Origin of the sequence: Aquibium sp. A9E412, from assembly GCF_030398335.1 — a bacterium.
GTDB lineage: Bacteria > Pseudomonadota > Alphaproteobacteria > Rhizobiales > Rhizobiaceae > A9E412.
In genome coordinates this window covers 1-24,763 of sequence record NZ_JAOAOP010000042.1, presented here as the reverse complement: position 1 = coordinate 24,763, position 24,763 = coordinate 1, and the positions used below count along the sequence as shown (strand labels likewise).

Below are 24,763 nucleotides of genomic sequence, written 5' to 3'. Positions count from 1 at the left end.
CTTTCGAGGGGCTTGGCCGGCGGCCGGCAACGCGCCGCACCGGCCGCGCCGAGGCGCGGCGCGCACGGAGCCTGCCGGACAGAGGAATAAATTCTTCCGCACGCCCGCTTGACTCTTCGCGCCCGGTTTGGAATCGATAAGAACATAACAGGAACAGATGAGACCGGGAGCGATCGGCATGGCGACGTCCGCCATGGCGCGGCAGACCGTTTTTGCCCTGCGCCAGGAAATCGCCCGTCTGGAGGGCCGGCCGCCGGCCTGGCTGGAGCATCCGGCGCCGGCCGGCGCGGCGGCACAGAGCGTGTCCGGCGCGACCGTACTGCGCCGGGCCGGCCATGCGCCGACGCCGGCCGGCGCGGCATCCGCGCGGCTTTCGAGCGGCGCGGCCGGCTTCGACGGCGCGCTCGGCGGCGGCCTGCCGCGGGCTGCGCTGAGCGAGATCTGTGCGGCCGCCACGCGCGATGCCGCCGCCGCGGCGGGCTTCGCGCTGGCGCTCGCCGCGCGGGCCGCGCAGGCGCCCGATGCCGCCCTCCCGGTGCTGTGGATCGGCCCGGCCGATCTCTTCGGCGAGGCGGGCGCGCCCTATGCGCCGGGGCTCTTGCGGCTGTTCGCCCTGCCGCCGGAGCGGCTGGCGCTGTGCACGGTGGCGCGCCGCGACGAGGCCCTGTGGGTAGCGGAGGAGGCGGCCGGCGCCGGCGCCTTCGCCGCCGTTCTGGTCGAGCTGCACGGCCGCGCCGCCCGGCTCGGCCTCACCGCGACGCGGCGCCTGCAGCGCCGTGCCGCGGCGAGCGGGCGGCCGGTGCTGCTCGTCCGCCAGGCCGCCGCGCCCGAGCCGACCGCCGCGCCGCTGCGCCTTGCCGTGGCGCCCGCCCCTTCGGCGCTACGCGCCACGCTCGCCGGGCTGCTGCCGGGCTCGATCGGCCCGCCGGCCTTCGCCGTCGCCATCGACAAGAGCCCGGCCGCCCGCCCCGCCACCTTCGTGCTGCACTGGAATCCCGATGAACGCGCCTTCGAGGAAAGACGGCCAGAGATATCTCGCCCTGTGGTTCCCGCACCTGCCGAGCGACCGCATCCTGCGCCGGCGCCTGGGGCGCGGCTGGCGCGCGGCCGCGCGCTGCGCCGCGCCGGCTGAGCGGCCGCCGCTGGTCGTCACCCGGCACGAGGCCAACACCCGGCGCATCGCCGCCTGCGACGAGGCGGCCGCCGCCCTCGGCCTGCGGCCGGGGCTCGGCCTGGCCGACGCGCGCGCCCGCCATCCGGGCCTCGAGGCGGTCGAGGCCGAGCCGGAGGCCGACCGCCGGCTGCTCGCCGCCCTGGCCGACTGGTGCGACCGCTACACGCCGCTGGTCGCGCTCGACCCGCCGGACGGGCTGTTTCTCGACATCACCGGCTGCGCCCATCTGTTCGGCGGCGAGAAGGCGCTGCTCGACGACGCGCTGGCGCATCTCTTCCACCAGGGTTTCGACGCCCGCGCCGGGCTCGCCTCCACCGCCGGCGCGGCCTGGGCCGGCGCCCGCTTCGCGCTGCCGCCGATCGGCCGCGGCGAGGAGGCCGAGGCGCTGGCGCCGCTGCCGCTCGCCGCGCTGCGCCTCGACCAGGCGGCGCGGCGCGGGCTGGAAAGCGTCGGCCTGACCACGGCCGGCCTGGTGCTGGCCGCGCCGCGCGCGCCGCTCGCCCGCCGTTTCGGGCAGGACCTGCTCGCCCGCCTCGACCAGGCGCTCGGCCGCGTCGACGAGCCGGTCTCGCCGCGCCGCCCGGTGGCACCGCTGTCGGCCGAGCGCCGGCTGGCCGAGCCGGTCGGCCGCGCCGAGGACATCGAGCAGCTGACCGGCCGGCTCGCCGCCACGCTGAAGGACGAGCTGGAACGGCGCGGCGAGGGCGCCCGCCGGCTCGAGCTCGCGCTGTTCCGCGTCGACGGCGCCGTCTGCCGGCTTGCCGTCGGCACGGCGCGGCCGCTGCGCGAGCCGGCGCTCGTCGAGCGGCTGTTCCGCGAGCGCATCGCCGCCCTCGACGGCGGCCTCGATACCGGCTGCGGCTTCGATCTGGTGCGGCTTTCCGTCTGCCTGGCCGCCCCCTTCCGCGCCGCGCAGGCCGATCTCGCCGGCGACCGCGGCGCCGGAGCCGAGAGCCTGGCGCGCTTCGCCGAGCGCGTCGGCGCCCGGCTCGGCGCCGCCGCGCTGATGCGCCCGCAGGCGATGGAGAGCCATTGGCCCGAGCGCGCGGTGCTGCGGGTGCCGCTGGTCGCCGCGCTCGGAAAACCGGCAGCCGCGCAAAGGGCCACGCAAAAGACCGCGCAGGGGGCCGCGCCCGCGGCGCGGCCGGACGGGATGGCGCGGCCGCTGCGCCTGTTCGACCGGCCCGAGCCCGTCGCGGTCACCGCCGCGGTGCCCGACGGCCCGCCGGCGCGCTTCCGCTGGCGCCGCGTGCTCTACGACGTCGCCCGCGCGGAAGGGCCGGAGCGGCTGGCGCCGGAATGGTGGCGCAGCGGCGAGGAGGCCGCCACGCGCGACTATTTCCGCGTCGAGGACGCCGCCGGCCGGCGCTACTGGCTGTTCCGCGAGGGCCTCTACGGCACCGCCGGCCCGGCGCCGCGCTGGTTCCTGCACGGCCTGTTCGCATGACCGGCACGATGCAGCGCCCGGCCGCGGCGTCGGCGGAGCCGGCCTATGCCGAGTTCGCCGTTCAGTCGAGCTTCTCCTTCCTGCGCGGCGCCTCGCAGCCCGAGGAGCTTGCCGTCACCGCGCACCGGCTCGGCCTGGCCGCGCTCGGCCTGGCCGACTGCAACACCGTGGCCGGCGTGGTGCGTGCCTGGCTGCAGGCGCGCGAGGCGGGGCTCGCCTACCATCCCGGATGCCGGCTCGTCTTTTCCGACGGCACGCCCGACATGCTCGCCTATCCGATGGACCGCGCCGGCTGGGGCCGGCTGTGCCGCATGCTGACGGTGGCCAACGAGCGCGGCGCGAAGGGCGCGCCGGACCTGCGCCGCGCCGACCTGATGGCGTGGGGCGACGGCCTGGCGCTCGCCCTGCTGCCGGCGCTCGGCGCCGCGACGGCCGCCGAGCTGGCGCTGCTGCGCGAGCTCGCCGGACGCTTTGCCGGCGCCGTGTGGCTCGCCGCAGCGCCGCGCCACGACGGCGACGACCGCTTCCGGCTGGCCCAGGCCGAGGCCATGGCGGCGGCCGCCGGCGTGCCGCTGATGGCGGTCAACGACGTGCGCCACCACGCGCCCGAGCGCCGCCCGCTGCAGGACGTGATGACGGCGATCCGACTCAATCTGCGCGTTTGCGAAGCCGGCTATCATCTTGCCGCCAATGCCGAGGCCCATCTCAAGCCGCCGGCCGAGATGGCGCGGCTGTTCCGCCGCCATCCGCAGGCGCTGGCCGAGACGCTGCGCTTTGCCGGCCGGCTCGGCTTCAGCCTCGACGCGCTGCGCTACAACTATCCCGACGAGCCGACCGAATCCGGCCTGCCGCCGCAGGCCGAGCTCGAGCGGCTGGTGTGGGCCGGCGCGCGCAGGCGCTATCCCGCCGGCCTGCCCGACAACGTCGCCGCGATGATCGCGCACGAGCTTGCCACCGTCGCCGAGCTCGGCTACGCGCGCTATTTTCTCACCGTGCACGACATCGTCGGCTTCGCCCGCTCACGCGGCATCCTGTGCCAGGGTCGCGGCTCGGCCGCCAACTCGATCATCTGCTACTGCCTGCGCATCACCGATGTCGGGCCCGACATCATCGACCTCCTGTTCGAGCGCTTCATCTCCAGGGAGCGCAACGAGCCGCCCGACATCGACGTCGATTTCGAGCACGAGCGGCGCGACGAGGTGATCGCCTACATCTACGAGAAGTACAGCGCCCGGCGCACCGCGCTCGCCGCCTCCGTCGTCACCTACCGGGCGCGCTCGGCGCTGCGCGAGGTGGCCAAGGCGATGGGCCTTTCCGACGACGTGATGACGGCGCTGTCGGGCTCGATCTGGGGCTGGTCGACCGCCGAGGTCGGCGAGCGGGAGGCGCGCGCGGCCGGGCTCGATCCCGACGACCCGCTGATCGTCGCGGTAATGCGGCGCGCCAACGAGATCATGGATTTCCCGCGCCACCTGTCGCAGCATGTCGGCGGCTTCGTCATCACCCGCGACCGGCTCGACGAGATCGTGCCGATCGTCCGCACCGCGATGGACGAGCGCCGCATGGTCGAGTGGGACAAGGACGATCTCGAGGCCGTCGGCATCCTCAAGATCGACATCCTGGCGCTCGGCATGCTGTCGTGCCTGCGCCGCGCCTTCGACCTGCTGGAGGACCATTACGGGCAGCGCCTCGATCTGGCGACGCTCCCCGCCGAGGACCCCGCCGTCTACGCGATGATCCAGCGGGCCGACACGATCGGCGTCTTCCAGATCGAAAGCCGCGCGCAGATGACCATGCTGCCGCGTCTCAAGCCGGCTAATTTCTACGATCTGGTGATCGAGGTGGCGATCGTGCGGCCGGGCCCGATCCAGGGCGACATGGTGCACCCCTATCTGCGCCGGCGCGAGGGCAAGGAGACGGTCGACTACCCGCGCCCGGAGCTCAGGGCGATCCTGCAGCGCACGCTCGGCGTGCCGCTGTTCCAGGAGCAGGCGATGCGCATCGCGGTCGAGGCCGGCGGCTTCAGCCGCGGCCAGGCCGACGAGTTGCGCCGCGCCATGGCCACCTTCCGCCGCGTCGGCACCATCGGCACGCTGCGCCGCAAGATGATCGACGGCATGGTGGCGCGCGGCTACGAGCGCGGCTTCGCCGAGCAGTGCTTCAAGCAGATCGAGGGCTTCGGCGAATACGGCTTTCCCGAAAGCCACGCCGCCTCCTTCGCCCTGCTCGTCTATGCCTCGGCCTGGTTCAAGGCGGTCTATCCCGACGTGTTCTGCGCCGCCATCCTCAATGCCCAGCCGATGGGCTTCTACAGCGCCGCGCAGCTGGTGCGCGACGCGCGCGAGCACGGCGTGGCGGTGCGTCCCGTCGACGTCAACCATTCGGCCTGGGACTGCACGCTGGAGCCGGCCGGCTTCGACGCCGCCGCGGTGGCCGCGCGGCACGCCACGATGCGCGGCACCATCCGCACGGCCCATGCGGTGCGGCTCGGCCTGCGCCAGGTCAAGGGCCTGGCCGAGGCCGACATGGCGGTGCTGCTGGCGCGCCGCGGCCGCGGCTACGATTCGGTGCGCGACCTGTGGCTGCGCACCGGCCTGCCGCGCGCGGCGATCGTGCGGCTCGCCGAGGCCGACGCCTTCGGCTCGCTCGGGCTCGACCGGCGCGCCGCGCTGTGGGCGGCGCAGGCGCTCGATGCCGGCCGCGCGCCCGAGCGGCTGCCGCTGTTCGAGCGGCCGGACCTGCGGCTGGCCGACCGCGAGCCGGAGACGGCGCTGCCGGCGATGCCGCTCGGCGAGCATGTCGTGCACGACTATCGCTGGCTCGGCCTGTCGCTCAAGGCGCACCCGCTGTCCTTCCTGCGCGCCGGCCTGGCCGGCGAGCGGGTGGTGCCGAATGCGGCGCTCGCCGAGCGCCGCAGCGGCCGCCGCCTGTCGGTCGCCGGCCTGGTGCTGATCCGCCAGCGGCCGGGCTCGGCCAAGGGGGTGATCTTCATGACGATCGAGGACGAGACGGGCGTGGCCAACATCATCGTCTGGCCCAAGGTCTTCGAGCGCTTCCGCCCGGTGGTGCTCGGCGCGCGGCTGGTGCGCGTCACGGGGCGGCTGCAGTCGGCCTCGGGCGTCATTCATGTCGTGGCCGAAACGATCGAGGACCTGACCGGACGGCTCGACATGCTGTTCACCGGCGCCGCGGCGATCGACGTGCTGTCGCGGGCCGACGAGGTGCGGCGGCCGATCGACGAGGACCGGCGCACCACGGCAGCACTCAAGCCGCTGCATCACCGGCTTGCCGGTGCGCGGGCCGGGCGGCCCCCGGGCGACGAGGGCGACCCGACGCGCACGGCCCGCCACGTCATGCCGAAGGGCCGCAACTTTCACTAGAGCCGTTGTGCGTGTCACGGAATCGCAGATCGGCTCTAACTCATTGTTTTCACGCGTTTCCGGAGGGCGACCGGTTCTGAAAACGGGAAAGCCGCGCGCCGCCTCAGCCGGTTTCGTCGTCGCCCAGCGGCCGCGCCTCGGATGGCAGCATGATGGGGATGCCGTCGCGCACCGGGTAGGCGAGCCGCGCCGCCTTGGAGACCAGCTCGCCGCGTGCCGCGTCGAAGCGCAGCGGCCCCTTGCTCAGCGGGCAGGCGAGCAGCTCGAGAAGTTTGGGGTCGATCGCGCCGCGCGTGTCGCGGCCGGTTCGCTCCGTCGTCATCGTGGGGCTTGCCTCCTCGCCTGCATGCCGTCCGCGAACGGCCGGCTGCCGATCCCGCGCCGGCTGCCGCCGGGTGCATGCCGCACGGCGTCCCCGCGCATGCGACCGCCTGGCGGAGGCCGGACCGCCGCTCGGGCACCGGGCATGCCCGGCTCGCGGCCTATTGCAGCCGCGCTGCCGGGTCGTCCTCCTTGCGCGCCACCACCATCTCGGTGATGGCGATCAGGGTTTCGGCCCGCGTCTTGAGATCCGGCGCCTCGAGCAGCGCCTGTTTCTCCGCCGCGCCATAGGGCGCCATCATCGACAGCGCGTTGACGAGGGGGCCATTTTCCGCCCGCCGCACGCTCTCCCAGTCCGCCTCGAGCTCGTGCGCGTCGAGATAGGCGCGGAAGGCCTTGAGGAGCGCTCCGCGGTTGACCTCACCGGCGCCGGCGTCGCCCTCGAGGTCCTCGGCGAAGGGCGCGATGCGGCACTGCCGGAAGGGCGTGCTCTCGTCCACCTCCTCGACGACGCGGAAGCGGCACACGCCCTGCAGCGCGATCAGATAACGCCCGTCGCCCGTCTCCGTCAGCGAGGTGAGGCGTCCCGCACAGCCCACCGCGCAGAGTTCCGGCTCTCCGTCGGCCCGCGCCGCGCCGTCGAGCCGCGGCTGGATCATGCCGATCAGCCGGCTGCCGGCCAGCGCGCTGTCGGTCATCGCCACATAGCGCGGCTCGAAGACGTTGAGCGGCAGCCGGCCGCCGGGCAGCAGCAGCGCTGCCGACAGCGGAAAGACGGGGATCACGTCGGCCACGTCGCTCGGGCATCGATAAAGGGCGTTCCCCGCTCGCACGTTTCTGCTCTCCAAATGCTCTGCTGCCTGCTATGTGGCGCACCCGCGCGCAAGCTCAATGCCGGTGCGGCAAAGCGGCCGTGCCGGCAGTCTCAGGAGAACAGCAGCGAGGAGAGCTGCCGGCGCGCCGACAACGTCGCCGGATCGTCGAGCCCCCACGCCTCGAAGAGCTGCAGCAGCTTGGTGCGCGCCGCCTCGTCGTTCCAGCTCCGCTCGGCGCGGATGATGGCCAGCAGCTCGGCCGCCGCCGCCTCGCGGTCGCCGCGCGCATTGTGGATCATCGCCAGATCGTAGCGCGCCTGGTGGTCGCGCGGGTTCTCGGCGATGCGTCGCTCGAGATCGGCCGGGTCGCCCAGCGCCGCGGTTTCCTCGGCAAGGTCGATGCGTGCCTGCACCCGGCCGACGGCCGGCGCGCCGCGCTCGGCCTCGGGCACCTGGGCGAGAAGGTCCTTCGCCTCGTCCGTCTGGCCGGCGTCGAGATAGAGCTCGGCCAGGCCGGCCAGCGCCTCGGCGTTCTCCGGCGCCTGCTGCAGGACGGCGGAATAGAGCTGCGCGGCCGCCTGCGCATCGCCCGCCTCGCGCGCCTGCCCTGCCGCCGCCAGCGCCTCGGCGAGCTGGTCGCCGCCTTCGCCGCCCGCCTCGCCGGCCACCTTGTCGATGAACTGCTTGATCTGGCTTTCCGGGATCGCGCCCATGAAGCCGTCGACCGGCTGGCCGTCGCGGAAGGCGATCACCGCCGGGATCGACTGAATGCCGAGCTGGCCGGCAATCGACGGGTGCTGGTCGATGTTCATCTTGACCAGGGCGACCTTGCCGCCGGCCTCGCGCACCGCCTTTTCCAGCGCCGGCGCCAGCTGCTTGCACGGCCCGCACCACGGCGCCCAGAAGTCGACCAGCACCGTGCGGCGCCGCGATTCGTCGAGCACGTCGGCCTTGAAGCCGGCCGTGGTCGTCTCCTTCGCCGCTTCACCGGCACCGCCGGCCGGCGCGCCACCGCCGAGATCGATCGTGCCGGTCATCTGTCCGCCACCGGCGCCATAGGGATTGTCAGGGTTGGCCATGTCGTGCCCCTTTCGTCAGCTTTCGGCCGGTCGGCCGAGCGGTGGCCGCCCGGTCCGGCCGCTGCGCCGCGTCGCCTGAAATGTGGCGATCACGCGGCCACTTTCAAGACGGCCGGCGGGTGGCCGGTCGCCTCGAGAAACCGCAGCAGATCGGTGTTGGCGATCGTCGTCGTCGCGGTGTTGACCAGCGGGTGCCCGTTGATCCGCGGCTGCGCCATCAGCGCCGCGTCGAGCACCACCTGCACCGCGCCGTCGGTGTCGTTGAGCGCGCCGAACACCGTCACCGCGCCCGGCTGCACGCCGAGCAGCGCCATCAGCGCCTCCGGCTTGCCGAAGGAGACGCGCCCCTGGGCGCCGATCAGCGCGTGCAGGCGCTTCAGGTCGACCTCGGCATGGGCGCCGACGGTGACCAGGAAATGCCGCCCCTTCCTGTCGCGCACGAACAGGTTCTTGGTGTGGGCGCCGGGTATGCGCGCATGCAGCGCCTCGGAGGCAGCCACCGTGAAGACCGCCTCGTGCGCATGCGTCTCGGTCTCGATCCCCAGGCGGTCGAGATAGGCGAACAGCTCTTCCGGCGTCTTGGCCATGCCCGCGGCTCCGCGTCGTGTCGCGTCCTGTGTAGCGCCATCGCGGCGCTTTTCAAGCCGCCGCGCGGCAGGCGCTGCGGTCCGGCCGCGACACCGCGCACGCCACCCCGCCGGCGCCCGGCGGCCATGCGACCGGCGAGGCGATTTCCCTGTTGCAATCGCTGTCGAGTTCGGCCATATACGCGGCCTGCGGCCGACGGCCGCGCGAGCGGGTGTAGCTCAGGGGTAGAGCACAACCTTGCCAAGGTTGGGGTCGAGGGTTCGAATCCCTTCGCCCGCTCCATTTTCTCTCTACAATCAATGGCTTGCAGGCTCGGACATCCGGGCCTTTTCGCCGTTTTGCGGCGGCGCGCGACAAGACGATTCAAACCGGCCGCGCGATGCGCTATGGCATCGCCATGGCGCAGAAGAAGTCGCACGAGGTGGACGGCTGGCTGCGGCGACCCGACCCGCGGGTCGCCGTGGTGCTGATCTACGGTCCCGACCGCGGCCTGGTGGCCGAGCGGGCGCGGCAGTTCGCCGAGCGTTCCGGCGCCGATCTCGACGATCCCTTTTCCGTCGTGCGGCTGGAGGCCGGCGAGGTCGAGCAGCAGCCGGGCCGGCTGCTCGACGAGGCGCGTGCCGTGCCGATGTTCTCCGAACGCCGCCTGATCTGGCTGCGCGGCGCCGGCACCCAGAAGGCGCTGGCCGCCGAGATCGCCGAGCTCTGCGCCGCGCCGCCGGCCGATGCGCGGTTGCTCGTCGAGGCCGGCGAGCTGCGCAAGGGGGCGGCGCTGCGCAGCGCGGTGGAAAAGGCCGACGCGGCGATGGCGCTGCCCTGCTACGCCGACGACGGGCGCGGGCTCGACGCGCTGATCGACGGCGAGCTCGCCGCCGCCGGCCTCGGCATCGGCCTGGAAGCGCGCCAGCTTCTCAAGGCCAATCTCGGCGGCGACAGGCTGGCCACGCGCGGCGAGCTGGAAAAGCTCACGCTGTATTGCCGCGGGCGCACCACCATCGAGGCCGACGACGTGCGCGCGCTCGGCGGCGACGTTTCCGCCCTCGACATCGACGAGACGGTCGATGCGGTGCTGACCGGCGACACCGCTGCCTTCGACCGCAGCTTCGCCCGCTTGCTCGCCGCGGGCACCGCGCCTTTCCTGTTTCTCGCCGCCGCGCAGCGCAGGCTGCACGCCCTGCAGGCGATGCGCCACGCCATGGATGCCGAGGGCAAGACACCGGCCGCGGCCGTCGCCGCGGCCCGCCCGCCGGTCTTCTTCGCCCGCCGCCCGGCGGCGGAAAAGGCGCTCAGGGCTTGGCCCGCCGCCGGCCTGGCGCACGCCGCCGAGCGGCTTCAGGCGGGCATCCTGAAGACCCGGCAGCGGCCGGACCTCGCCGCCGCGATCGCCCGCCAGACGTTGATGGCGCTGTCGCTCACCGCCCGCCGCGGCCGCTAGAGCCGTTCTGCGTTTCACGGAAGCGCAGATCGGCTCTAACTCATTGTTTTCACGCGTTTCCGAACGGCGAACCGGTTTCCACTTCGCCTGGAAACGCTATAAGACATCGCAGGCGCCGCGAGCACCGGTCCGCCCTCCGGGAACGGCACGACCAGGAAACGGCGTCGATCCGCGATTCGGTTTGCAAGCGAAGGGTGCTTTGCCGCTTTCGCTGCGGCGCCTCCCCCCGTCTGTCACCCGCGCGGTTCACCGGAGCGCCGGGGTTCATGCCAACGGCGTTGCCGGACGGGCGGACAGGCAGGCTGGGCCGCGCCGTGTGCGGACCGGGGCCGCGGCCCGCGACGGACTTCCATCCTCCGCGCTGTCTTTTGCCGGCCGCCGGGACGCGGAGTCACAGAGACGGCGTGGCGGCGGCGCGCACGCCATCCGCCGCACCGCGAGCGGGAATCGCCGGTGCTTCGCCGGCTAATTTATGCCTTGGGCTACTGTTTGAGACGCCGGCAGAGCTCGTCGAGCTGTTCCAGCGTGCGGTAGGCGATGCGCAGCTCGCCGCCACGCTCGCCGTGATTGATGCTCACGCGCATGCCGGTGACGTCGCTGAGCAGCCGTTCCAGCGACAGTGTATCGGCATCCTTTTCCGGCGCCGACCGGCGCGCCGGCCGTCCGGTTGCGCGCTCGGGCTCGGCGGCCAGCGCCTCGGCCTGGCGCACCGAAAGTCCCTGCTCGACGATGCGCCGGGCGAGACCGGCCGGATCCTCCGCATTGACCAGCGTGCGGGCATGGCCGGCCGACAGCGCCCCGTCGGCGACCAGATCGTGGATGACCTGCGGCAGCTTGAGCAGGCGCAGCGTGTTGGCCACATGGCTGCGGCTCTTGCCGATCACCTGGCCGAGATCGGCCTGCGTGTAGCCGTGCTCGTCCATCAGCCGCTGATAGCCGTGCGCCTCCTCGATCGGGTTGAGGTCGGCGCGCTGCACGTTCTCGATGATGGCGAGCTCGAGCGCCGCGCGGTCGTCGACCTCGCGCAGGATCACCGGCACCTCGGTGAGCCCGGCCCGCTGCGCCGCCCGCCAGCGCCGCTCGCCGGCGACGATCTCGAAGCTGTCGGCCGTGGCGCCGGGCCGCACGACGACCGGCTGGACGATGCCGTGCTCGCGGATCGACTGGGCGAGGTCGGCGAGCTCCGCCTCGCCGAAGCTGCGCCGCGGGTTGCGCGGGTTGGGCGTCACCAGCTCGATCGGCACGCGCCGGTCGGCGCTCACCGGCGCCTCCTCGGGCGCCGGCTGCTTGTCCATCTCGCCGATCAGCGCGGCAAGCCCGCGTCCGAGGCGCTTTCTGGAGGGATCCTCGCTCATGGCGCTTCCGTTCCTGCTTGTCACGCGGCCCGCAAGCGGCGCTCGCGGCGAATCAGCTCCGAGGCCAGCTGCAGATAGGCCTGGCTGCCGGAGCATTTGAGGTCGTAGAGGATCGCCGGCTTGCCGTAGGACGGCGCCTCCGACACGCGCACGTTGCGCGGGATCACCGTGTCGTAGACCGCCTCGCCCATATGGCTGCGCACGTCCTCCACCACCTGGTTGGCGAGATTGTTGCGGCCGTCGAACATCGTCATCACGATGCCCTGGATGGTCAGCGCCGGGTTGATGCCCGCGCGGATCTGCTCGACCGTCTCGAGCAGCTGGCTAAGGCCCTCGAGCGCGAAGAACTCGCACTGCAGCGGCACGAGCACCGAATCGGCGGCGGCCATCGCGTTCAGCGTCAGAAGATTGAGCGAGGGCGGACAGTCGATCAGCACATAGGAATAGCCGATGCCGGCCGAACCGCCGGCCCGCAACGCCTTGCGCAGCTTGAGCACGCGGTCCGGCGCCGCGGCGATCTCCATCTCGATGCCCAGAAGGTCGAGCGTCGACGGCACGATCGACAGCCCCGGCACGGCGGTCTCCATCGCCGCGTCGGCGACCGATGCCGCGCCGGTCAGCACGTCGTAGGAGGAGGTGAGCCGCGCCTGGCGGTCGATGCCGAGCCCGGTGCTCGCATTGCCTTGCGGGTCGAGATCGACGATCAGCACACGCTCGCCGATCGCCGCGAGCGCCGTCGCCAGGTTGATCGCCGTCGTGGTCTTGCCGACGCCGCCCTTCTGGTTGGCCACGGTGATGATGCGGGTGCGGTCGGTCATGGGCCCTGCGTCCGGCTTCGCCTTTCGTCGCGGCGGTCGTCCCGGGGGCGCAGCGCCGCCACCTCGAGAATGACCCCGCCGGGATCGATCTTGCTGGCATGTTCTACCAGATCGAAGGTCCACGCGGCAGCGCTTTCTGCCACCTCGCGCCGGTAATCCCGGCCTTTGTGAAAGAAACCGCGCGCGCCGGCGCCGAGCCACGGCCGGGTCAGCGCCAAGAGATCGGGCAGCGCCGCGACGGCGCGTGCGCTGACATGGGTGATTCCGGCGATCTCGCCGGCACAGGCCTCGATGCGGCGCCGATGGATGCGCGCGGCGACGCCGAGATCGGCCAGCGTGGCGCCCAGAAATGCCGCCTTCTTGGCGTTGCTCTCGACCAGGTGGACGGTCGTCTCGGGCCGCTCGGCGAGCAGGATCGCCATCACCGCGCCGGGAAACCCGCCGCCCGAGCCGATGTCGAGCCAGCCGCGCGCGCCGCCGGCGAATGGCAGCAGTTGCGCGCTGTCCAGGACATGGCGTTGCCAAAGCGCCGGCAGCGTGGCCGGCGAGACGAGATTGATGCGCTGCGACCAGCGGCGCAGCGCGTCGGCATAGGCGACCAGGCGGGCAAGCGTTTCACGTGAAACAGGCGCGCCCGCCACCGCGGCGAGCGCCGCCGCCTCCCGCGCGTCTCTGCCGCTCATGCCGCAGACCGGGCGGCAAGCCGTGCCGCCGCGGCGACGAGCGCCAGCGCGGCTGGCGTCATGCCGTCGATCGATCGCGCCTCGCCAAGATTGCGCGGCCGGCGCGCCGCCAGCTTCTGGCGCAGTTCGTTCGACAGCCCGGCAATCGCGCCATAATCGAGATCGTCCGGGATCGCGCTGCCCGACTCGCGGCGCAGCGCCGCCGCGTCGCGCGCCTGCCGCTCCAGATAGACCGCATAGCGCGCCTCGATCTCCAGCGCCGCCGCGCTCGCCCGGTCGATCGCGCCGAGTTCCGGCCAGATGCCGCCGAGCCGCGCAATGTCCACCTCAGCATAGGCCAGGAGATCGTAGGCCGTGCGGCGAACACCGTCGCGGTTCACCGCGAGCCCGTGCCGTGCGGCCGCATCCGGCGTGAGCGACAGCCCCTGAAGCCGGGCCCGCGCCGCCTCCAGGCGCTCGCGGCGCAGCGCGAAGCGTGCCGCGCGCGTCTCGCCGACGAGGCCAAGCGCCAGGCCGCGCGGCGTCAGCCGGTCGTCGGCGTTGTCGGCACGCAGCGATAGGCGGAACTCCGCGCGCGAGGTGAACATGCGATAGGGCTCACTGACGCCGCGCGTCACCAGATCGTCGACCATCACGCCGATATAGGCTTCGTCGCGGCCGAACGTCGTGCCCTCCGCCCCGGCCGCGCGGTGCGCGGCGTTGAGGCCGGCGAGCAACCCCTGCGCCGCCGCTTCCTCGTAGCCGGTCGTGCCGTTGATCTGTCCGGCGAGAAACAGCCCGCGCAGGCGTCGCGTCTCCAAGGTCGGCTCGAGCTCGCGCGGGTCGACATGGTCGTACTCGATGGCATAGCCCGGCTGTCGCATCCGCGTTCCCTCCAGGCCGGGAATGGTCCGCAGCAGCGCCGCCTGAACATCCTCCGGCAGCGAGGTGGAGATGCCGTTGGGATACACCGTGTCGTCGTCGAGCCCCTCCGGTTCGAGGAAGATCTGATGGCCGTCGCGATCGCCGAAGCGCTCGATCTTGTCCTCGATCGACGGACAGTAGCGCGGCCCGACGCCGCTGATGCCGCCGCTATGGAGCGCCGACCGGTGCAGATTGGCGCGGATGATTGCGTGGGTCTGCGGCGTCGTGCGGGTGATGCCGCAGGCGATCTGCGGCGTGGTGATCCGTGCAGTCAGCAGCGAGAAGGGAACCGGATCGGCGTCGGCCTCCTGGCGGTCGAGCCGATCCCAGCCGATCGTCCGCCCGTCGAGCCGCGGCGGCGTGCCGGTTTTCAGCCGCCCGAGCGCGAAGCCAGCCGCGTGCATGGCGCCAGAGAGAGCCTCGGCGGCGCGCTCGTTCATGCGGCCCGCGGCGAAGCACCGGTCGCCGATATGGATCATGCCGCGCAGAAAGGTGCCGGTCGTCAGCACCAGGGCACCGCAGGCGAGTTGCCGGCCGTCGGCCAGCCGCAGCCCGGCTACGCGTCCGGCCGCGAGGACGAAGTCCGCGGCCTCCCCCTCGACAATCGTCAGCCCGTCCTGCGCCGCCAGCGCGGCCTGCATCGCCTCGCGATAAAGCTTGCGGTCGGCCTGGGTCCGTGGGCCGCGCACCGCCGGTCCCTTGCGTCGGTTGAGCATGCGGAACTGGATGCCGGCGGCATCGGCCACCCGCCCCATGAGGCCGTCGAGCGCGTCGATCTCGCGCACGAGATGGCCTTTGCCCAGCCCGCCGATCGCCGGGTTGCACGACATCGCGCCGATGGTGTCGGCCCGCAGGGTCACCAGGGCCGTCCGCGCGCCGAGCCGCGCGGCCGCAGCCGCAGCTTCGCAGCCGGCATGGCCGCCGCCGACGACGATGACGTCGTAGCGCTCATCCATCGGGATCATCCGATCGCATCCGGTTCACTCTGGCACAAATCATCCGACGAGGACATGCGCCCGCAGGACGCGCCCGTCAAGCGCTGCGCGTTTCACGTGAAACGTTACCCTGGCATCCGCGGACCCCGATACCAACTGTTTCACGTGAATCATCGCCGGCCGGCCGTCGGTCGTGTTTCACGTGAATCATACGTCGGCTATTTGCCGATACAGAAATCCCGGAAGATCGAATCGAGCAGATCCTCCGTCCCGATCGCGCCGACGATGCCTGCCAGCGCCGCGCTCGCCAGCCGCAGCTCTTCCGCACGCAGTTCCAGCGCGAGCGTTTCGTCCTCCGTCGCCGCGCCGAGATGCGCCTGCGCCTCCTCGAGCAGCGCCACGTGGCGACGGCGAAATGGCGCGATCTCGCCGACCTGCCCCGCCGCCTCGCGGGCCAGGGAGCCGATTCGCGCCACCAACGCATCGAGCCCGCGTCCCGTCAGCACCGAAACGGCGACGTCCGTTCCGGCCGGCACGGCATCTTCGGCCATGCGATCGAGCTTGTTCGCGACGCGCAGCACCGCGCCGGCAAAGCCCGGTGGAAGCGAGAGCCCCGCGCTTTCCCCGGCCGTGGCGTCGTGGAGCGCGACGATCAGATCGGCCGTGCCGGCGCGCTCGAGCGCACGCGCAATACCGAGCGCTTCCACCCGACCCGCCGCGGCACGCAGGCCGGCGGTGTCGGCAACGATGACCTTGACGCCGTCGAGGTCGAGCGTCACCTCCAGCACGTCGCGCGTGGTGCCCGGCTCGTCGGTCACGATCGCCACATCGCGGCGCGCCAGCGCGTTGAGCAGGCTCGACTTGCCGGCGTTCGGCGGCCCCAGGATGACGACGCGATAGCCTTCGCGGATGATCTCCGCCCGCCGGTAGCCGGCCGCGTGACCGGCGATCTCGGTGCGCAGCGCCGCAACGTCCGCCCAGACCGTGTCGGAAACCGACCCCGGCACGTCGGCCTCGTCCGCGAAGTCGAGCTCCGCCTCGATCAGCGCCCGGGCCGACAACAGCCGTTGCCGCCAGCCTTCATAGAGCGCGCGGTGGCCGCCCTGCGCGTTCGCCAGCGCGAAGCGGCGCTGCGCCTCGGTCTCCGCCGCGACGAGGTCGGCCAGCGCCTCGGCACCGGTCAGATCGATCTTGCCGTTGACGAATGCCCGCCGCGTGAACTCGCCGGGCTCCGCGCCGCGCAGCCCCGGCCGGCCGGACAGCGTCTCCAGAACGGCCGCCACGACCGCCCGGCTGCCGTGCAGGTGCAGCTCGCCGCAATCCTCGCCGGTCGCGCTGGCCGGGCCGGGGAAGAACAGGCAGAGCCCGCTATCGAGCGGCAGGCCGGCAGCGTCGCGGAAGGTCGCCAGCGCAGCCCGCCGCGCCGGCGGCACGCACCCGGCGAGCGCCTCGAGCGTCGCGCGCACCGCCGGGCCGGACAACCGCACCACGGCCACCCCGCTCGGCAGCCCGCCGGAGGAAAGCGCGAAGATCGTATCGTCGAAGGGCCCAATCGCGGTCATCGCAGGTCGTTTCGGTCACGATTCGAAGGTCGACGGCGCTCGTCACTTGTGATGGCGGCGGTCAAGGCGGCGCATGGTGCCGCCATCCGCCTCTGCGCGCCGTATTCGTTTCGCATTCGAATCGAGACCGTCGCGGCGCGTCGGCCTCGAAACCACCGGCTCCGTAAGGATCGGACCGCAGCCGAATCGGAATCCCGCTGCGCCCGGAACCCACCAGCGGCGCCAACCGTATGGTTAGCCAACCGTTACCCGACACCGGCGGCGCCGTGCGCCGCTCCGTCAGGTGTTCATCGAATCGAAGAAGTCCGAGTTCGACTTGGTCTGCTTGAGCTTGTCGATCAGGAACTCGATCGCATCGGTCGTGCCCATCGGCGCCAGGATGCGGCGCAGCACGAAGATCTTCTGCAGATCCTGGCGCTGGACCAGCAGGTCCTCCTTGCGCGTGCCGGACTTGAGGATGTCCATCGCCGGGAAGATGCGCTTGTCGGCCACCTTCCGGTCGAGCACGATCTCGGAATTGCCGGTGCCCTTGAACTCCTCGAAGATGACCTCGTCCATACGGCTTCCGGTGTCGATCAGCGCCGTGGCGATGATCGTCAGCGAGCCGCCTTCCTCGATGTTGCGCGCCGCGCCGAAGAAGCGCTTCGGCCGCTGCAGCGCATTGGCGTCGACGCCGCCGGTCAGCACCTTGCCCGACGACGGCACCACGGTGTTGTAGGCGCGCCCCAGGCGGGTGATGGAATCGAGCAGGATGACAACGTCCCGGCCGTGCTCGACCAGCCGCTTGGCCTTCTCGATCACCATCTCGGCGACCTGGACGTGCCGCGAGGCCGGCTCGTCGAAGGTCGAGGACACCACCTCGCCCTTCACCGAGCGCTGCATGTCGGTGACCTCCTCCGGACGCTCGTCGATCAGAAGCACGATCAGGTAGCATTCGGGATGGTTGGAGGTGATCGAGTGGGCGATGTTCTGCAGAAGCACCGTCTTGCCGGTGCGCGGCGGCGCCACGATCAGCCCGCGCTGGCCCTTGCCGAGCGGCGCGACGAGATCGATGACGCGCGGCGACAGGTCCTTGGTCGTCGGGTTCTCGATCTCCATGCGCAGCCGCTCGTCGGGATAGAGCGGCGTCAGGTTGTCGAAGTGGATCTTGTGCCGGATCTTCTCCGGATCCTCGAAATTGATCGTGTTGACCTTGAGCAGCGCGAAGTACCGCTCGCCCTCCTTCGGGCTGCGGATCGGCCCCTCCACCGTATCGCCGGTCTTCAGCGAGAAGCGGCGGATCTGCGAGGGCGAGATGTAGATGTCGTCGGGCCCCGGCAGATAGTTGGCGTTGGCCGAGCGCAGGAAGCCGAATCCGTCCTGCAGAACCTCGACCACGCCCTCACCGATGATCTCGATGTCCTGGGTGGCGAGCTTCTTGAGGATCGCGAACATCAGCTCCTGCTTGCGCATGATGCTGGCGTTCTCGACTTCCAGCGACTCGGCAAAGCCGATCAGATCGGTCGGCGTCTTGCTCTTGAGCTCTTGGAGTTTCATTTCCTGCATGGCTGGACTCTGGAATGGATGAGGGGGATCGGCTGCCGACGGCAGGACGTGCGAATGCGCAAGCCGGTTCCGGTTGGAACGACGGTCGGCCGGACCGGATAGGAGGGAGGCGGCTACTCTTAGCCCCGCCTCGGGCAAAGAGCAAGGTGCGTTTTGGCTCTCAGAACGGCTTGACGACGACCAGGATGACGATGGCGATCATCAGCACGGTCGGCACCTCGTTGATCATGCGCCAGTGACGCGCCGGCCGCCGGTTGCGGTCCTCGGCGAAATGCCGCACCGCACGCGAAAAATAGCCATGCACGAACGACAAGACAAGCACCAGCGCGATCTTGGCGTGCAGCCAGCCCGCCATCAGGCCGAATCCGCGCCAGGCGAGCCACAGGCCGATCACCCAGGTGACGATCATCGCCGGATTGGCGATGCTGCGCAGCAGCCGCCGCTCCATCACCTTGAAGGTTTCCGCCTGCGGCGTGCCGGGCCCGATCTCGGCGTGATAGACGAACAGCCGCGGCAGGTAGAGCATCGCCGCCATCCAGGCGATCACCGCGATCACGTGAACCGCCTTGGCCCACAGATAGAGCCCTTCCGGGTTCCAGGCGAACAGCCCCGCCACCAGGACGACGAAGATCGCCATCGAGACCGCCGCGCGGCGCGCGGCGACCCGTGCCGAGCCGGCGACGTCGCTCACCGCCGGCCGCCCGCCGCCCGCACGCGCTCGACCATGCGCGCGACATGCTCCGGCGGCGTCTCCGGCGTCACGCCATGGCCGAGATTGAAGACCAGCGGCCCGTCGCCGAGCGCGGCGAGGATGGCGTCGACGCCCTCATCGAGCGCCGCGCCGCCGGCCACCAGTCGCTGCGGATCGAGATTGCCCTGCACCGCGCCCTCGGCCTGCAGCGCGCGCGCCTGGTCGAGCGGCACCGCCCAGTCGAGACCGAGCGCCGTCACGCCGGTCGCCGCCCGGTAGCGCGAGAAGCGCGCGCCCGCGCCCTTGGGAAAGCCGACGATCGGGATGTCGCCGTGCCTGGCGCGCAGGCGCTCGACCATCTTGCGCACCGGCCGCTCGCAATAGGCGGCGAAGCACGCGTCGTCGAGCACGCCCGACCAGGTGTCGAAGATCTGCACGGCATCGGCGCCCGCCTCGATCTGGCGCGACAGATAGTCGGCCGAGCAGTCGGCCAGCCGGTCGAGCAGCGCCAGGAAGGCCTCGCGATGGCGATAGCCGAACAGCCGCGCCGGCGCCTGGTCGGGCGTGCCGCGGCCGGCGATCATGTAGGTCGCCACGGTCCACGGCGCACCGCAGAAGCCGATCAGCGCCGTTTTCTCGGGCAGCGCGCCGCGCAGCCGCCGCACCGTCTCGTAGACCGGCGCCAGGCGCTCGTGGAATGCCGAATCGTCGAGCCGCGCCACGTCGCCCGCCTCCATCGGCGTCATGCGCGGTCCCTCGCCCTGCACGAAGGTGAGATCGCGGCCCAGCGCATGCGGCACGACGAGGATGTCGGAAAACACGATCGAGGCGTCGAAGCCGTAGCGCTCGATCGGCTGCAGCGTCACCTCGACGGCGAAGTCCGGATTGTAGCACAGGTCGAGGAAACCTCCCGCCCGCGCCCGCGTTTCCCGGTACTCGGGCAGATAGCGCCCGGCCTGTCGCAGCATCCAGACCGGAGGCGGGAACACGCTTTCGCCCTTGAGCACCCTGACCAGCGTTCTGTCGCTCAATCCCCCGCTCCGTGTCGCGCCCGATTCAAAAACCAAAATTCTTTTTCAAAGAGTCTTCTGATTCTTAGACTCTGTTTGATGCGTGGATTCAATCCCGTTCGCAGCCGCGCGGTGCGACAGCTCCGCCCATCGCTTTCGCCGCGCCTTGTCGACAGGCCTCTGTGAGGATCGGGGACGATGCGGATTCGCGCTTGCTGAACAAGGTGTTGCGCGTGCGCCGAATGCACCTTGTGGGAAACGGCGACGGGGATGGCTGCAACGTCTCCACCGGCTTCTCCACACCGGCGGTGCCGTCTCCCGGCAGTGCCGATTGTGGATGACGGGCCATCTGTTAAGGTCGCCGCCGCCGGACCGGCACGATCGGTCCCCGGCCATCAACGCTCCTCCACAGCCCGGACACACCGCTGTGCAAAAACCGCAGAGCTTCTTCCATCTGCATCTGATCTCCGATGCCACCGGCGAGACCCTGCTGGCCGCCGGGCGGGCGGCCGCCGCGCAGTACAAGAACGCGCGCGCCATCGAGCACATCTATCCGCTGGTGCGCACCGAGGGGCAGCTCGACAAGGTTCTGGAGGAGATCGACCAGGCGCCGGGCATCGTGCTCTACACCATGGTCGACCAGAAGCTCGGCCGGGTGATCGACGAGCGCTGCCAGGCGATGGGGCTGCCCTGCGTGTCGGTGCTGGAGCCGGTTCTGGCCGTCTTCCAGTCCTATCTCGGCACGCCGGCGGGCCGCCGCGTCGGCGCGCAATACGTGCTCGACGCCGACTATTTCCGCCGCATCGACGCGCTCAACTTCACCATGGAGCACGACGACGGCCAGCTTCCGCAGGACCTGAGCGAGGCCGACATCGTGCTGATCGGCATCTCGCGCACGTCGAAGACGCCGACCAGCATCTATCTCGCCAACCGCGGCATCAAGACGGCCAACGTGCCGATCGTCGCCGGCGTGCCGCTGCCCGAAAGCCTGGAGAAGGCCGAGGGGCCGCTGATCGTCGGGCTGATCGCCTCGGCCGAGCGCATCGCCCTGGTGCGCCAGAACCGCGTGCTCGGCGCCGCCGGCTACGATGCCGGCAGCTACACCGACCGCGCCGCGATCGCCGCCGAGCTTGCCTATGCGCGCCAGATCTGTACACGCAACGGCTGGCCGACGATCGACGTGACGCGGCGCTCGATCGAGGAGACCGCGGCCGCCATCATGGCTCTGCGCGCCAAGAAGCGCTGAGCGTCCGCCGGAAGGAGACACGCGATGGCCGAGACCCTTGTGCTGGCGTCGACCAGCCCGTTCCGCCGCCGCCTGCTGGCCGATGCGGGCATCGACTTCGTCGCCGAGGCGCCGCAGATCGACGAGCGCGCCGTGGAGGCCGCGCTCGAGGGTAGTGGCACCCGGCCGGACGACGTCGCGCTGATCCTCGCCGAGGCCAAGGCGCAGGAGGTCTCCGGCCGCCTCGCCGACGCCCTGGTGATCGGCGCAGACCAGACGCTGTCGCTCGGCGACGAGGTGCTGCACAAGCCGGCCGACATGGAGGAGGCACGCCGCCGGCTGCTGGCGCTGTCGGGCCGCACGCACGCGCTCAACAGCGCCGTGGTCCTGGCACGCGGCGGCGAGACGCTGTGGCGCCACGTCTCGGTCGCCCACATGACGATGCGCGCCCTCGACCCCGGCTTCGTCGGCCGCCACCTGTCGCAGGCCGGCGAGCGGGTGCTCGGCAGCGTCGGCGCCTATCAGATCGAGCGCGAGGGCATCCAGCTCTTCGAGCGCATCAGCGGCGATCATTTCACGATCGTCGGCCTGCCGATGCTGCCGCTTCTGGCGGCGCTGCGCGAGCACGGCGCGATCGATGGCTGAGGCGCCGCTGAAGGCTTTCGTATGCGGCCATCCGGTGGCGCATTCGCGCTCGCCGCTGATCCACGGCCACTGGCTGGCGCTGCACGGCATCGACGGCATCTACGAGCGCCGCGACGTGGCGCCGCACGACCTCGCCGGCTTCCTTGCCGGCCTTGCCGGGGCCGGCTATGCCGGCGGCAACGTCACCGTGCCGCACAAGCAGGCCGCCGCCGCCCTCGTCGCGCGCCGCGACGCCGCGGCGGAGGCGATCGGCGCCGTCAACACGCTGTGGTTCGAGGACGGCGCACTGGTCGGCGGTAACACCGATGCCTACGGCTTCGCCGCCCATCTCGACGCCGAGGCGCCGGCCTGGCGCGCCGCCCGGCGCGCCACGGTGCTCGGCGCCGGCGGCGCGGCGAGCGCCATCGTCCATGCGCTCGCCGAAGCGGGCATCGCCGAGATCCGCGTCGTCAACCGCACCGCCGCGCGCGCCGCCGCGCTCGCCGCCCGCTTCGGCGAGCATGTCGGCGGGCACGGCTGGCCGGCGCTCGACGGGCTGCTCGCCGACAGCGATCTCCTGGTCAACACGAGCTCGCTCGGCATGACGGGCCAGCCGCCGCTCGCCATCGACCTGGCGCCGCTGCCGGCCGCCGCGATCGTTGCCGACATCGTCTACGCGCCGCTCGAGACGGCGCTTCTGGCGGCCGCGCGCGGCCGCGGCCTCGTCGCCGTCGACGGGCTCGGCATGCTGCTGCACCAGGCGGTGCCGGGCTTCGAACGCTGGTTCGGCGTCCGTCCCACGGTCGACGCGGCGCTGCGCGATCTCGTCGTCGCCGATCTGGAGGCGTTGCGGTGATCGTGCTCGGTCTCACCGGCTCGATCGGCATGGGCAAGTCGACCACGGCCGGGATGTTCGCCGAGGCCGGCGTGCCGGTGCACGATTCCGATGCCGCCGTTCACCGGCTCTATGCCGGCGCCGCCGCGCCGCTCGTCGAGGCTGCCTTTCCGGGAACGGTTGTCGACGGCGTGGTCGACCGCGCCCGCCTCGCCGAAGCGGTGCTCGGCCGGCCCGAGGCGCTGGCCCGGCTCGAGGCGATCGTGCATCCGCTGGTGCGCGCGGATGCCGACCGCTTCGTCGCCGAGCACCGTGCGCGCGGCGCGCCGCTGGTCGTGCTCGACATTCCGCTGCTGTTCGAGACCGGCGGCACAGACCGCGTCGACCGCATCGCGGTGGTCAGCGCGCCGGCCGACGAGCAGCGCGCCCGCGTTCTCAGGCGGCCGGGCATGACGGAGGAGAAGTTCGCCCGCATCCTGGCCAACCAGGTGCCCGACGCCGAGAAGCGGGCCCGCGCCGACTACGTGATCGACACCGGCCGGGGCCTGGAGCCGGCGCGCGCGGCCGTGCGCGCCATCGTCGACGAGCTCACCGCGGGCGGCGAAGACTGAGGACAGTGCCGCCGCACCGCCTTGCAACGGGCCGGCGCCGTCGCCCATCCTGACGGCGAGCGGCAAGGAGTGATTCGATGCGCGAGATCGTCTTCGACACCGAGACCACCGGCCTCGACCCGCGCGAGGACCGCATCATCGAGATCGGCTGCCTCGAGCTCGTCAACCGGTTTCCGACCGGCCGGGTGCTGCACCATTTCGTCAACCCGGAAGGCCGCGCGGTGCACGCCGACGCGCTCGCCGTGCACGGCATCTCGAACGCCGACCTCGCCGACAAGCCGACCTTCGCCCAGATCGCCGAGGAGTTCCTCGAGTTCGCCGACGGCGCCAAGCTGGTGGCGCACAACGCCAATTTCGACATGAACTTCGTCAATTCGGAGCTGATGCGGCTCGGCCAGGTGGCGATCGGGCCGGACCGCGTCGTCGACACGCTGGCGATCGCCCGGCGCAAGCACCCGATGGGCCCCAACTCGCTCGACGCGCTGTGCAAGCGCTACAACGTCGACAACAGCCACCGCACCAAGCACGGCGCGCTGCTCGACGCGGAGATCCTGGCCGAGGTCTATATCGAGCTGATCGGCGGCAAGCAGGCCGCGCTCGGCCTCGAGGTGGCCTATGAGGACGAGGCGGCGTCCGGCGGCGAGGCCGCGGCGGTGACGGTGGAGATCGGCCGCCGGCCGCGCCCGCTGCAGCCGCGGCTGAGCGAGGCGGAGCGCGCCGCGCACGAGGCGCTGGTCGGCCGGCTCGGTGCCGAGGCGCTGTGGCTGAAGCGGCCGCCCGCCGGCTGAACGGCGGCCGTCGCCCCGCCCGTCACCGACAGGCAGGCGACGGGGGCGGAGCGTCCCTCCGGCCGGCCGCGCCGGCAGAGCCGTTCTGCTTTTCACGGAATCGCAGATCGGCTCCAGCCTGCTGTCTCGACGCGTTTGCGGACGGCGAACCGGTGTCCGCTTCTCGCCCGGAGACGCTCTAGCTCGTCTGGACGTTCGCCTTGGCGCGGTCCTGGGCGATGCGCTGCTGGAACATGCGCGCGAAGTCGATCGGGTCGATCATCAGCGGCGGGAAGCCGCCGTTGCGCGTCGCGTCGGCGATGATCTGGCGCGCGAACGGGAACAGGATGCGCGGACACTCGATGAACAGCACCGGCAGCATGTGCTCCTGCGGGAAGCCCTCGATGCGGAACACGCCGCCATAGACCAGCTCGGCGTTGAACAGCACCTTGCCTTCGCTCTCGGCCCGCGCGTTGAGCGTCAGCAGCACGTCGTATTCGTTGCCTTCCAGCGGATTGGCATTGACGTTGACGTTGATGTTGATCGCCGGCGACTTGCCCTGGCCGCGCAGCGCCTGCGGGGCGGCCGGGCTCTCGAAGGACAGGTCCTTGATGTACTGCGCCAGCACGTTGAGCGAGGCCTGCTTGCCGTTGCCCTGCTGCGCCGCGCCGCCTTCCGGCGCCTGGTTGTTGCCCGTCGTCTCGTCGGCCATGAAGCTCATTCCTGCCTGTGCTGCGGCGGCGCGGGCCGCCGGATGTGCGTTGGCGCGTTCGCTAGCATGCGCCCCATGGCATGACAAGGCGCCGGCCGGCCGCGCGCCGGCGCCTCACTCGCGCCCGCCGCGCTGCCACGGCGAGCCGTCGTCGGGCCGACCGTCGGCCTCGCCGTATTCGTCGGCCTCCAGGTCGATGGTCCGGCCGCCGCGCGGCGCGCCGCGCCGCGGCCCGTCGCCGGTGCCGG

23 protein-coding genes and 1 tRNA gene are annotated in these 24,763 nt (G+C 71.8%); 10 read left to right on the top strand and 14 right to left on the bottom strand.

Annotated features, from left to right (window positions below):
- Nucleotides 1-178: 178 nt before the first annotated feature.
- From N1F89_RS14370 to N1F89_RS14360, 3 genes are read left to right on the top strand one after another with little or no spacing between them, the layout of a single operon-like run.
- Nucleotides 179-1,132 carry a hypothetical protein gene (locus tag N1F89_RS14370; RefSeq protein ID WP_290084862.1) on the top strand — a complete coding sequence of 318 codons (954 nt, stop codon included), beginning with the start codon at nucleotides 179-181 and terminating at the stop codon, nucleotides 1,130-1,132.
- Nucleotides 1,041-2,621 carry a DNA polymerase Y family protein gene (locus N1F89_RS14365; protein WP_290084875.1) on the top strand — a complete coding sequence of 527 codons (1,581 nt, stop codon included), beginning with the start codon at nucleotides 1,041-1,043 and terminating at the stop codon, nucleotides 2,619-2,621. Before N1F89_RS14370 ends, N1F89_RS14365 begins: the two co-directional genes overlap by 92 nt.
- Nucleotides 2,618-6,001, top strand: coding sequence for an error-prone DNA polymerase (locus N1F89_RS14360; RefSeq protein WP_290084861.1), 3,384 nt, complete (start codon nucleotides 2,618-2,620; stop codon nucleotides 5,999-6,001). The genes N1F89_RS14365 and N1F89_RS14360 overlap by 4 nt, the downstream gene beginning before the upstream one ends.
- Before the next feature lie 103 nt (nucleotides 6,002-6,104).
- Here N1F89_RS14360 and N1F89_RS14355 read toward each other — a convergent pair whose 3' ends face one another.
- From N1F89_RS14355 to N1F89_RS14335, 5 genes are all read right to left on the bottom strand, one after another.
- Nucleotides 6,105-6,323, bottom strand: a complete 219-nt coding sequence (locus N1F89_RS14355; RefSeq protein ID WP_290084860.1) for a Trm112 family protein — start codon at nucleotides 6,321-6,323, stop codon at nucleotides 6,105-6,107.
- Nucleotides 6,324-6,483: 160 nt separating this feature from the next.
- Nucleotides 6,484-7,155, bottom strand: coding sequence for an LON peptidase substrate-binding domain-containing protein (locus tag N1F89_RS14350; protein WP_290084859.1), 672 nt, complete (start codon nucleotides 7,153-7,155; stop codon nucleotides 6,484-6,486).
- Nucleotides 7,156-7,247: 92 nt separating this feature from the next.
- Nucleotides 7,248-8,174 carry a thioredoxin gene (gene trxA / locus N1F89_RS14345; protein ID WP_290084874.1) on the bottom strand — a complete coding sequence of 309 codons (927 nt, stop codon included), beginning with the start codon at nucleotides 8,172-8,174 and terminating at the stop codon, nucleotides 7,248-7,250.
- 131 nt (nucleotides 8,175-8,305) lie between these two features.
- A complete protein-coding gene (locus N1F89_RS14340) occupies nucleotides 8,306-8,803 on the bottom strand; it encodes a YbaK/EbsC family protein (RefSeq protein ID WP_290084858.1) in 498 nt (165 codons plus the stop codon).
- Between the two features lie 52 nt (nucleotides 8,804-8,855).
- Nucleotides 8,856-8,981 (bottom strand): hypothetical protein, encoded by a 126-nt coding sequence (locus N1F89_RS14335; protein ID WP_290084856.1) that lies wholly within the window; start codon nucleotides 8,979-8,981, stop codon nucleotides 8,856-8,858.
- A gap of 30 nt (nucleotides 8,982-9,011) precedes the next feature.
- Between N1F89_RS14335 and N1F89_RS14330 the strand changes: the two genes are divergently transcribed.
- Together N1F89_RS14330 and holA are read left to right on the top strand one after the other, a co-directional pair.
- A tRNA-Gly gene (locus tag N1F89_RS14330) sits at nucleotides 9,012-9,086 on the top strand.
- A gap of 115 nt (nucleotides 9,087-9,201) precedes the next feature.
- Nucleotides 9,202-10,239: a DNA polymerase III subunit delta gene (gene holA, locus N1F89_RS14325; RefSeq protein ID WP_290084873.1), complete on the top strand. Its 1,038-nt coding sequence runs from the start codon at nucleotides 9,202-9,204 to the stop codon at nucleotides 10,237-10,239.
- Nucleotides 10,240-10,721: 482 nt separating this feature from the next.
- Here holA and N1F89_RS14320 read toward each other — a convergent pair whose 3' ends face one another.
- The 8 genes from N1F89_RS14320 to hemE form a co-directional block, all read right to left on the bottom strand.
- The gene (locus N1F89_RS14320; protein ID WP_290084855.1) at nucleotides 10,722-11,594 is read right to left on the bottom strand and encodes a ParB/RepB/Spo0J family partition protein; all 873 of its coding nucleotides are present in this window, start codon (nucleotides 11,592-11,594) and stop codon (nucleotides 10,722-10,724) included.
- A gap of 20 nt (nucleotides 11,595-11,614) precedes the next feature.
- Nucleotides 11,615-12,412, bottom strand: coding sequence for a ParA family protein (locus N1F89_RS14315; RefSeq protein WP_290084854.1), 798 nt, complete (start codon nucleotides 12,410-12,412; stop codon nucleotides 11,615-11,617).
- Entirely contained in the window at nucleotides 12,409-13,095 is a 687-nt protein-coding gene (gene rsmG / locus N1F89_RS14310; RefSeq protein ID WP_290084853.1) for a 16S rRNA (guanine(527)-N(7))-methyltransferase RsmG, read from the bottom strand. Before rsmG ends, N1F89_RS14315 begins: the two co-directional genes overlap by 4 nt.
- Nucleotides 13,092-14,954, bottom strand: a complete 1,863-nt coding sequence (mnmG, locus tag N1F89_RS14305; protein ID WP_290084872.1) for a tRNA uridine-5-carboxymethylaminomethyl(34) synthesis enzyme MnmG — start codon at nucleotides 14,952-14,954, stop codon at nucleotides 13,092-13,094. Before mnmG ends, rsmG begins: the two co-directional genes overlap by 4 nt.
- A gap of 197 nt (nucleotides 14,955-15,151) precedes the next feature.
- Nucleotides 15,152-16,495, bottom strand: a complete 1,344-nt coding sequence (gene mnmE, locus N1F89_RS14300; RefSeq protein ID WP_290084852.1) for a tRNA uridine-5-carboxymethylaminomethyl(34) synthesis GTPase MnmE — start codon at nucleotides 16,493-16,495, stop codon at nucleotides 15,152-15,154.
- 279 nt (nucleotides 16,496-16,774) lie between these two features.
- Nucleotides 16,775-18,040, bottom strand: a complete 1,266-nt coding sequence (gene rho / locus N1F89_RS14295; protein WP_290084851.1) for a transcription termination factor Rho — start codon at nucleotides 18,038-18,040, stop codon at nucleotides 16,775-16,777.
- A 160-nt stretch (nucleotides 18,041-18,200) separates the two neighbouring features.
- Nucleotides 18,201-18,677 (bottom strand): protoporphyrinogen oxidase HemJ, encoded by a 477-nt coding sequence (hemJ, locus tag N1F89_RS14290; protein ID WP_290084871.1) that lies wholly within the window; start codon nucleotides 18,675-18,677, stop codon nucleotides 18,201-18,203.
- 50 nt (nucleotides 18,678-18,727) lie between these two features.
- A complete protein-coding gene (hemE, locus tag N1F89_RS14285; protein ID WP_290084850.1) occupies nucleotides 18,728-19,762 on the bottom strand; it encodes a uroporphyrinogen decarboxylase in 1,035 nt (344 codons plus the stop codon).
- Nucleotides 19,763-20,168: 406 nt separating this feature from the next.
- Between hemE and N1F89_RS14280 the strand changes: the two genes are divergently transcribed.
- The 5 genes from N1F89_RS14280 (at nucleotide 20,169) to dnaQ (ending at nucleotide 23,824) form a co-directional block, all read left to right on the top strand.
- Entirely contained in the window at nucleotides 20,169-20,987 is an 819-nt protein-coding gene (locus N1F89_RS14280) for a pyruvate, water dikinase regulatory protein (RefSeq protein ID WP_290084849.1), read from the top strand.
- Nucleotides 20,988-21,011: 24 nt separating this feature from the next.
- Entirely contained in the window at nucleotides 21,012-21,611 is a 600-nt protein-coding gene (locus N1F89_RS14275; RefSeq protein ID WP_290084848.1) for a Maf-like protein, read from the top strand.
- The gene (locus N1F89_RS14270; protein WP_290084846.1) at nucleotides 21,604-22,446 is read left to right on the top strand and encodes a shikimate dehydrogenase; all 843 of its coding nucleotides are present in this window, start codon (nucleotides 21,604-21,606) and stop codon (nucleotides 22,444-22,446) included. The genes N1F89_RS14275 and N1F89_RS14270 overlap by 8 nt, the downstream gene beginning before the upstream one ends.
- Nucleotides 22,443-23,036: a dephospho-CoA kinase gene (coaE, locus tag N1F89_RS14265; protein WP_290084845.1), complete on the top strand. Its 594-nt coding sequence runs from the start codon at nucleotides 22,443-22,445 to the stop codon at nucleotides 23,034-23,036. Before N1F89_RS14270 ends, coaE begins: the two co-directional genes overlap by 4 nt.
- Nucleotides 23,037-23,113: 77 nt before the next feature.
- The gene (dnaQ, locus tag N1F89_RS14260) at nucleotides 23,114-23,824 is read left to right on the top strand and encodes a DNA polymerase III subunit epsilon (protein ID WP_290084844.1); all 711 of its coding nucleotides are present in this window, start codon (nucleotides 23,114-23,116) and stop codon (nucleotides 23,822-23,824) included.
- A 178-nt stretch (nucleotides 23,825-24,002) separates the two neighbouring features.
- On the opposite strand, the gene secB is transcribed toward dnaQ, so the two are convergent.
- Nucleotides 24,003-24,515 (bottom strand): protein-export chaperone SecB, encoded by a 513-nt coding sequence (gene secB, locus N1F89_RS14255; protein ID WP_290084843.1) that lies wholly within the window; start codon nucleotides 24,513-24,515, stop codon nucleotides 24,003-24,005.
- Between the last annotated feature and the right edge of the window lie 248 nt (nucleotides 24,516-24,763).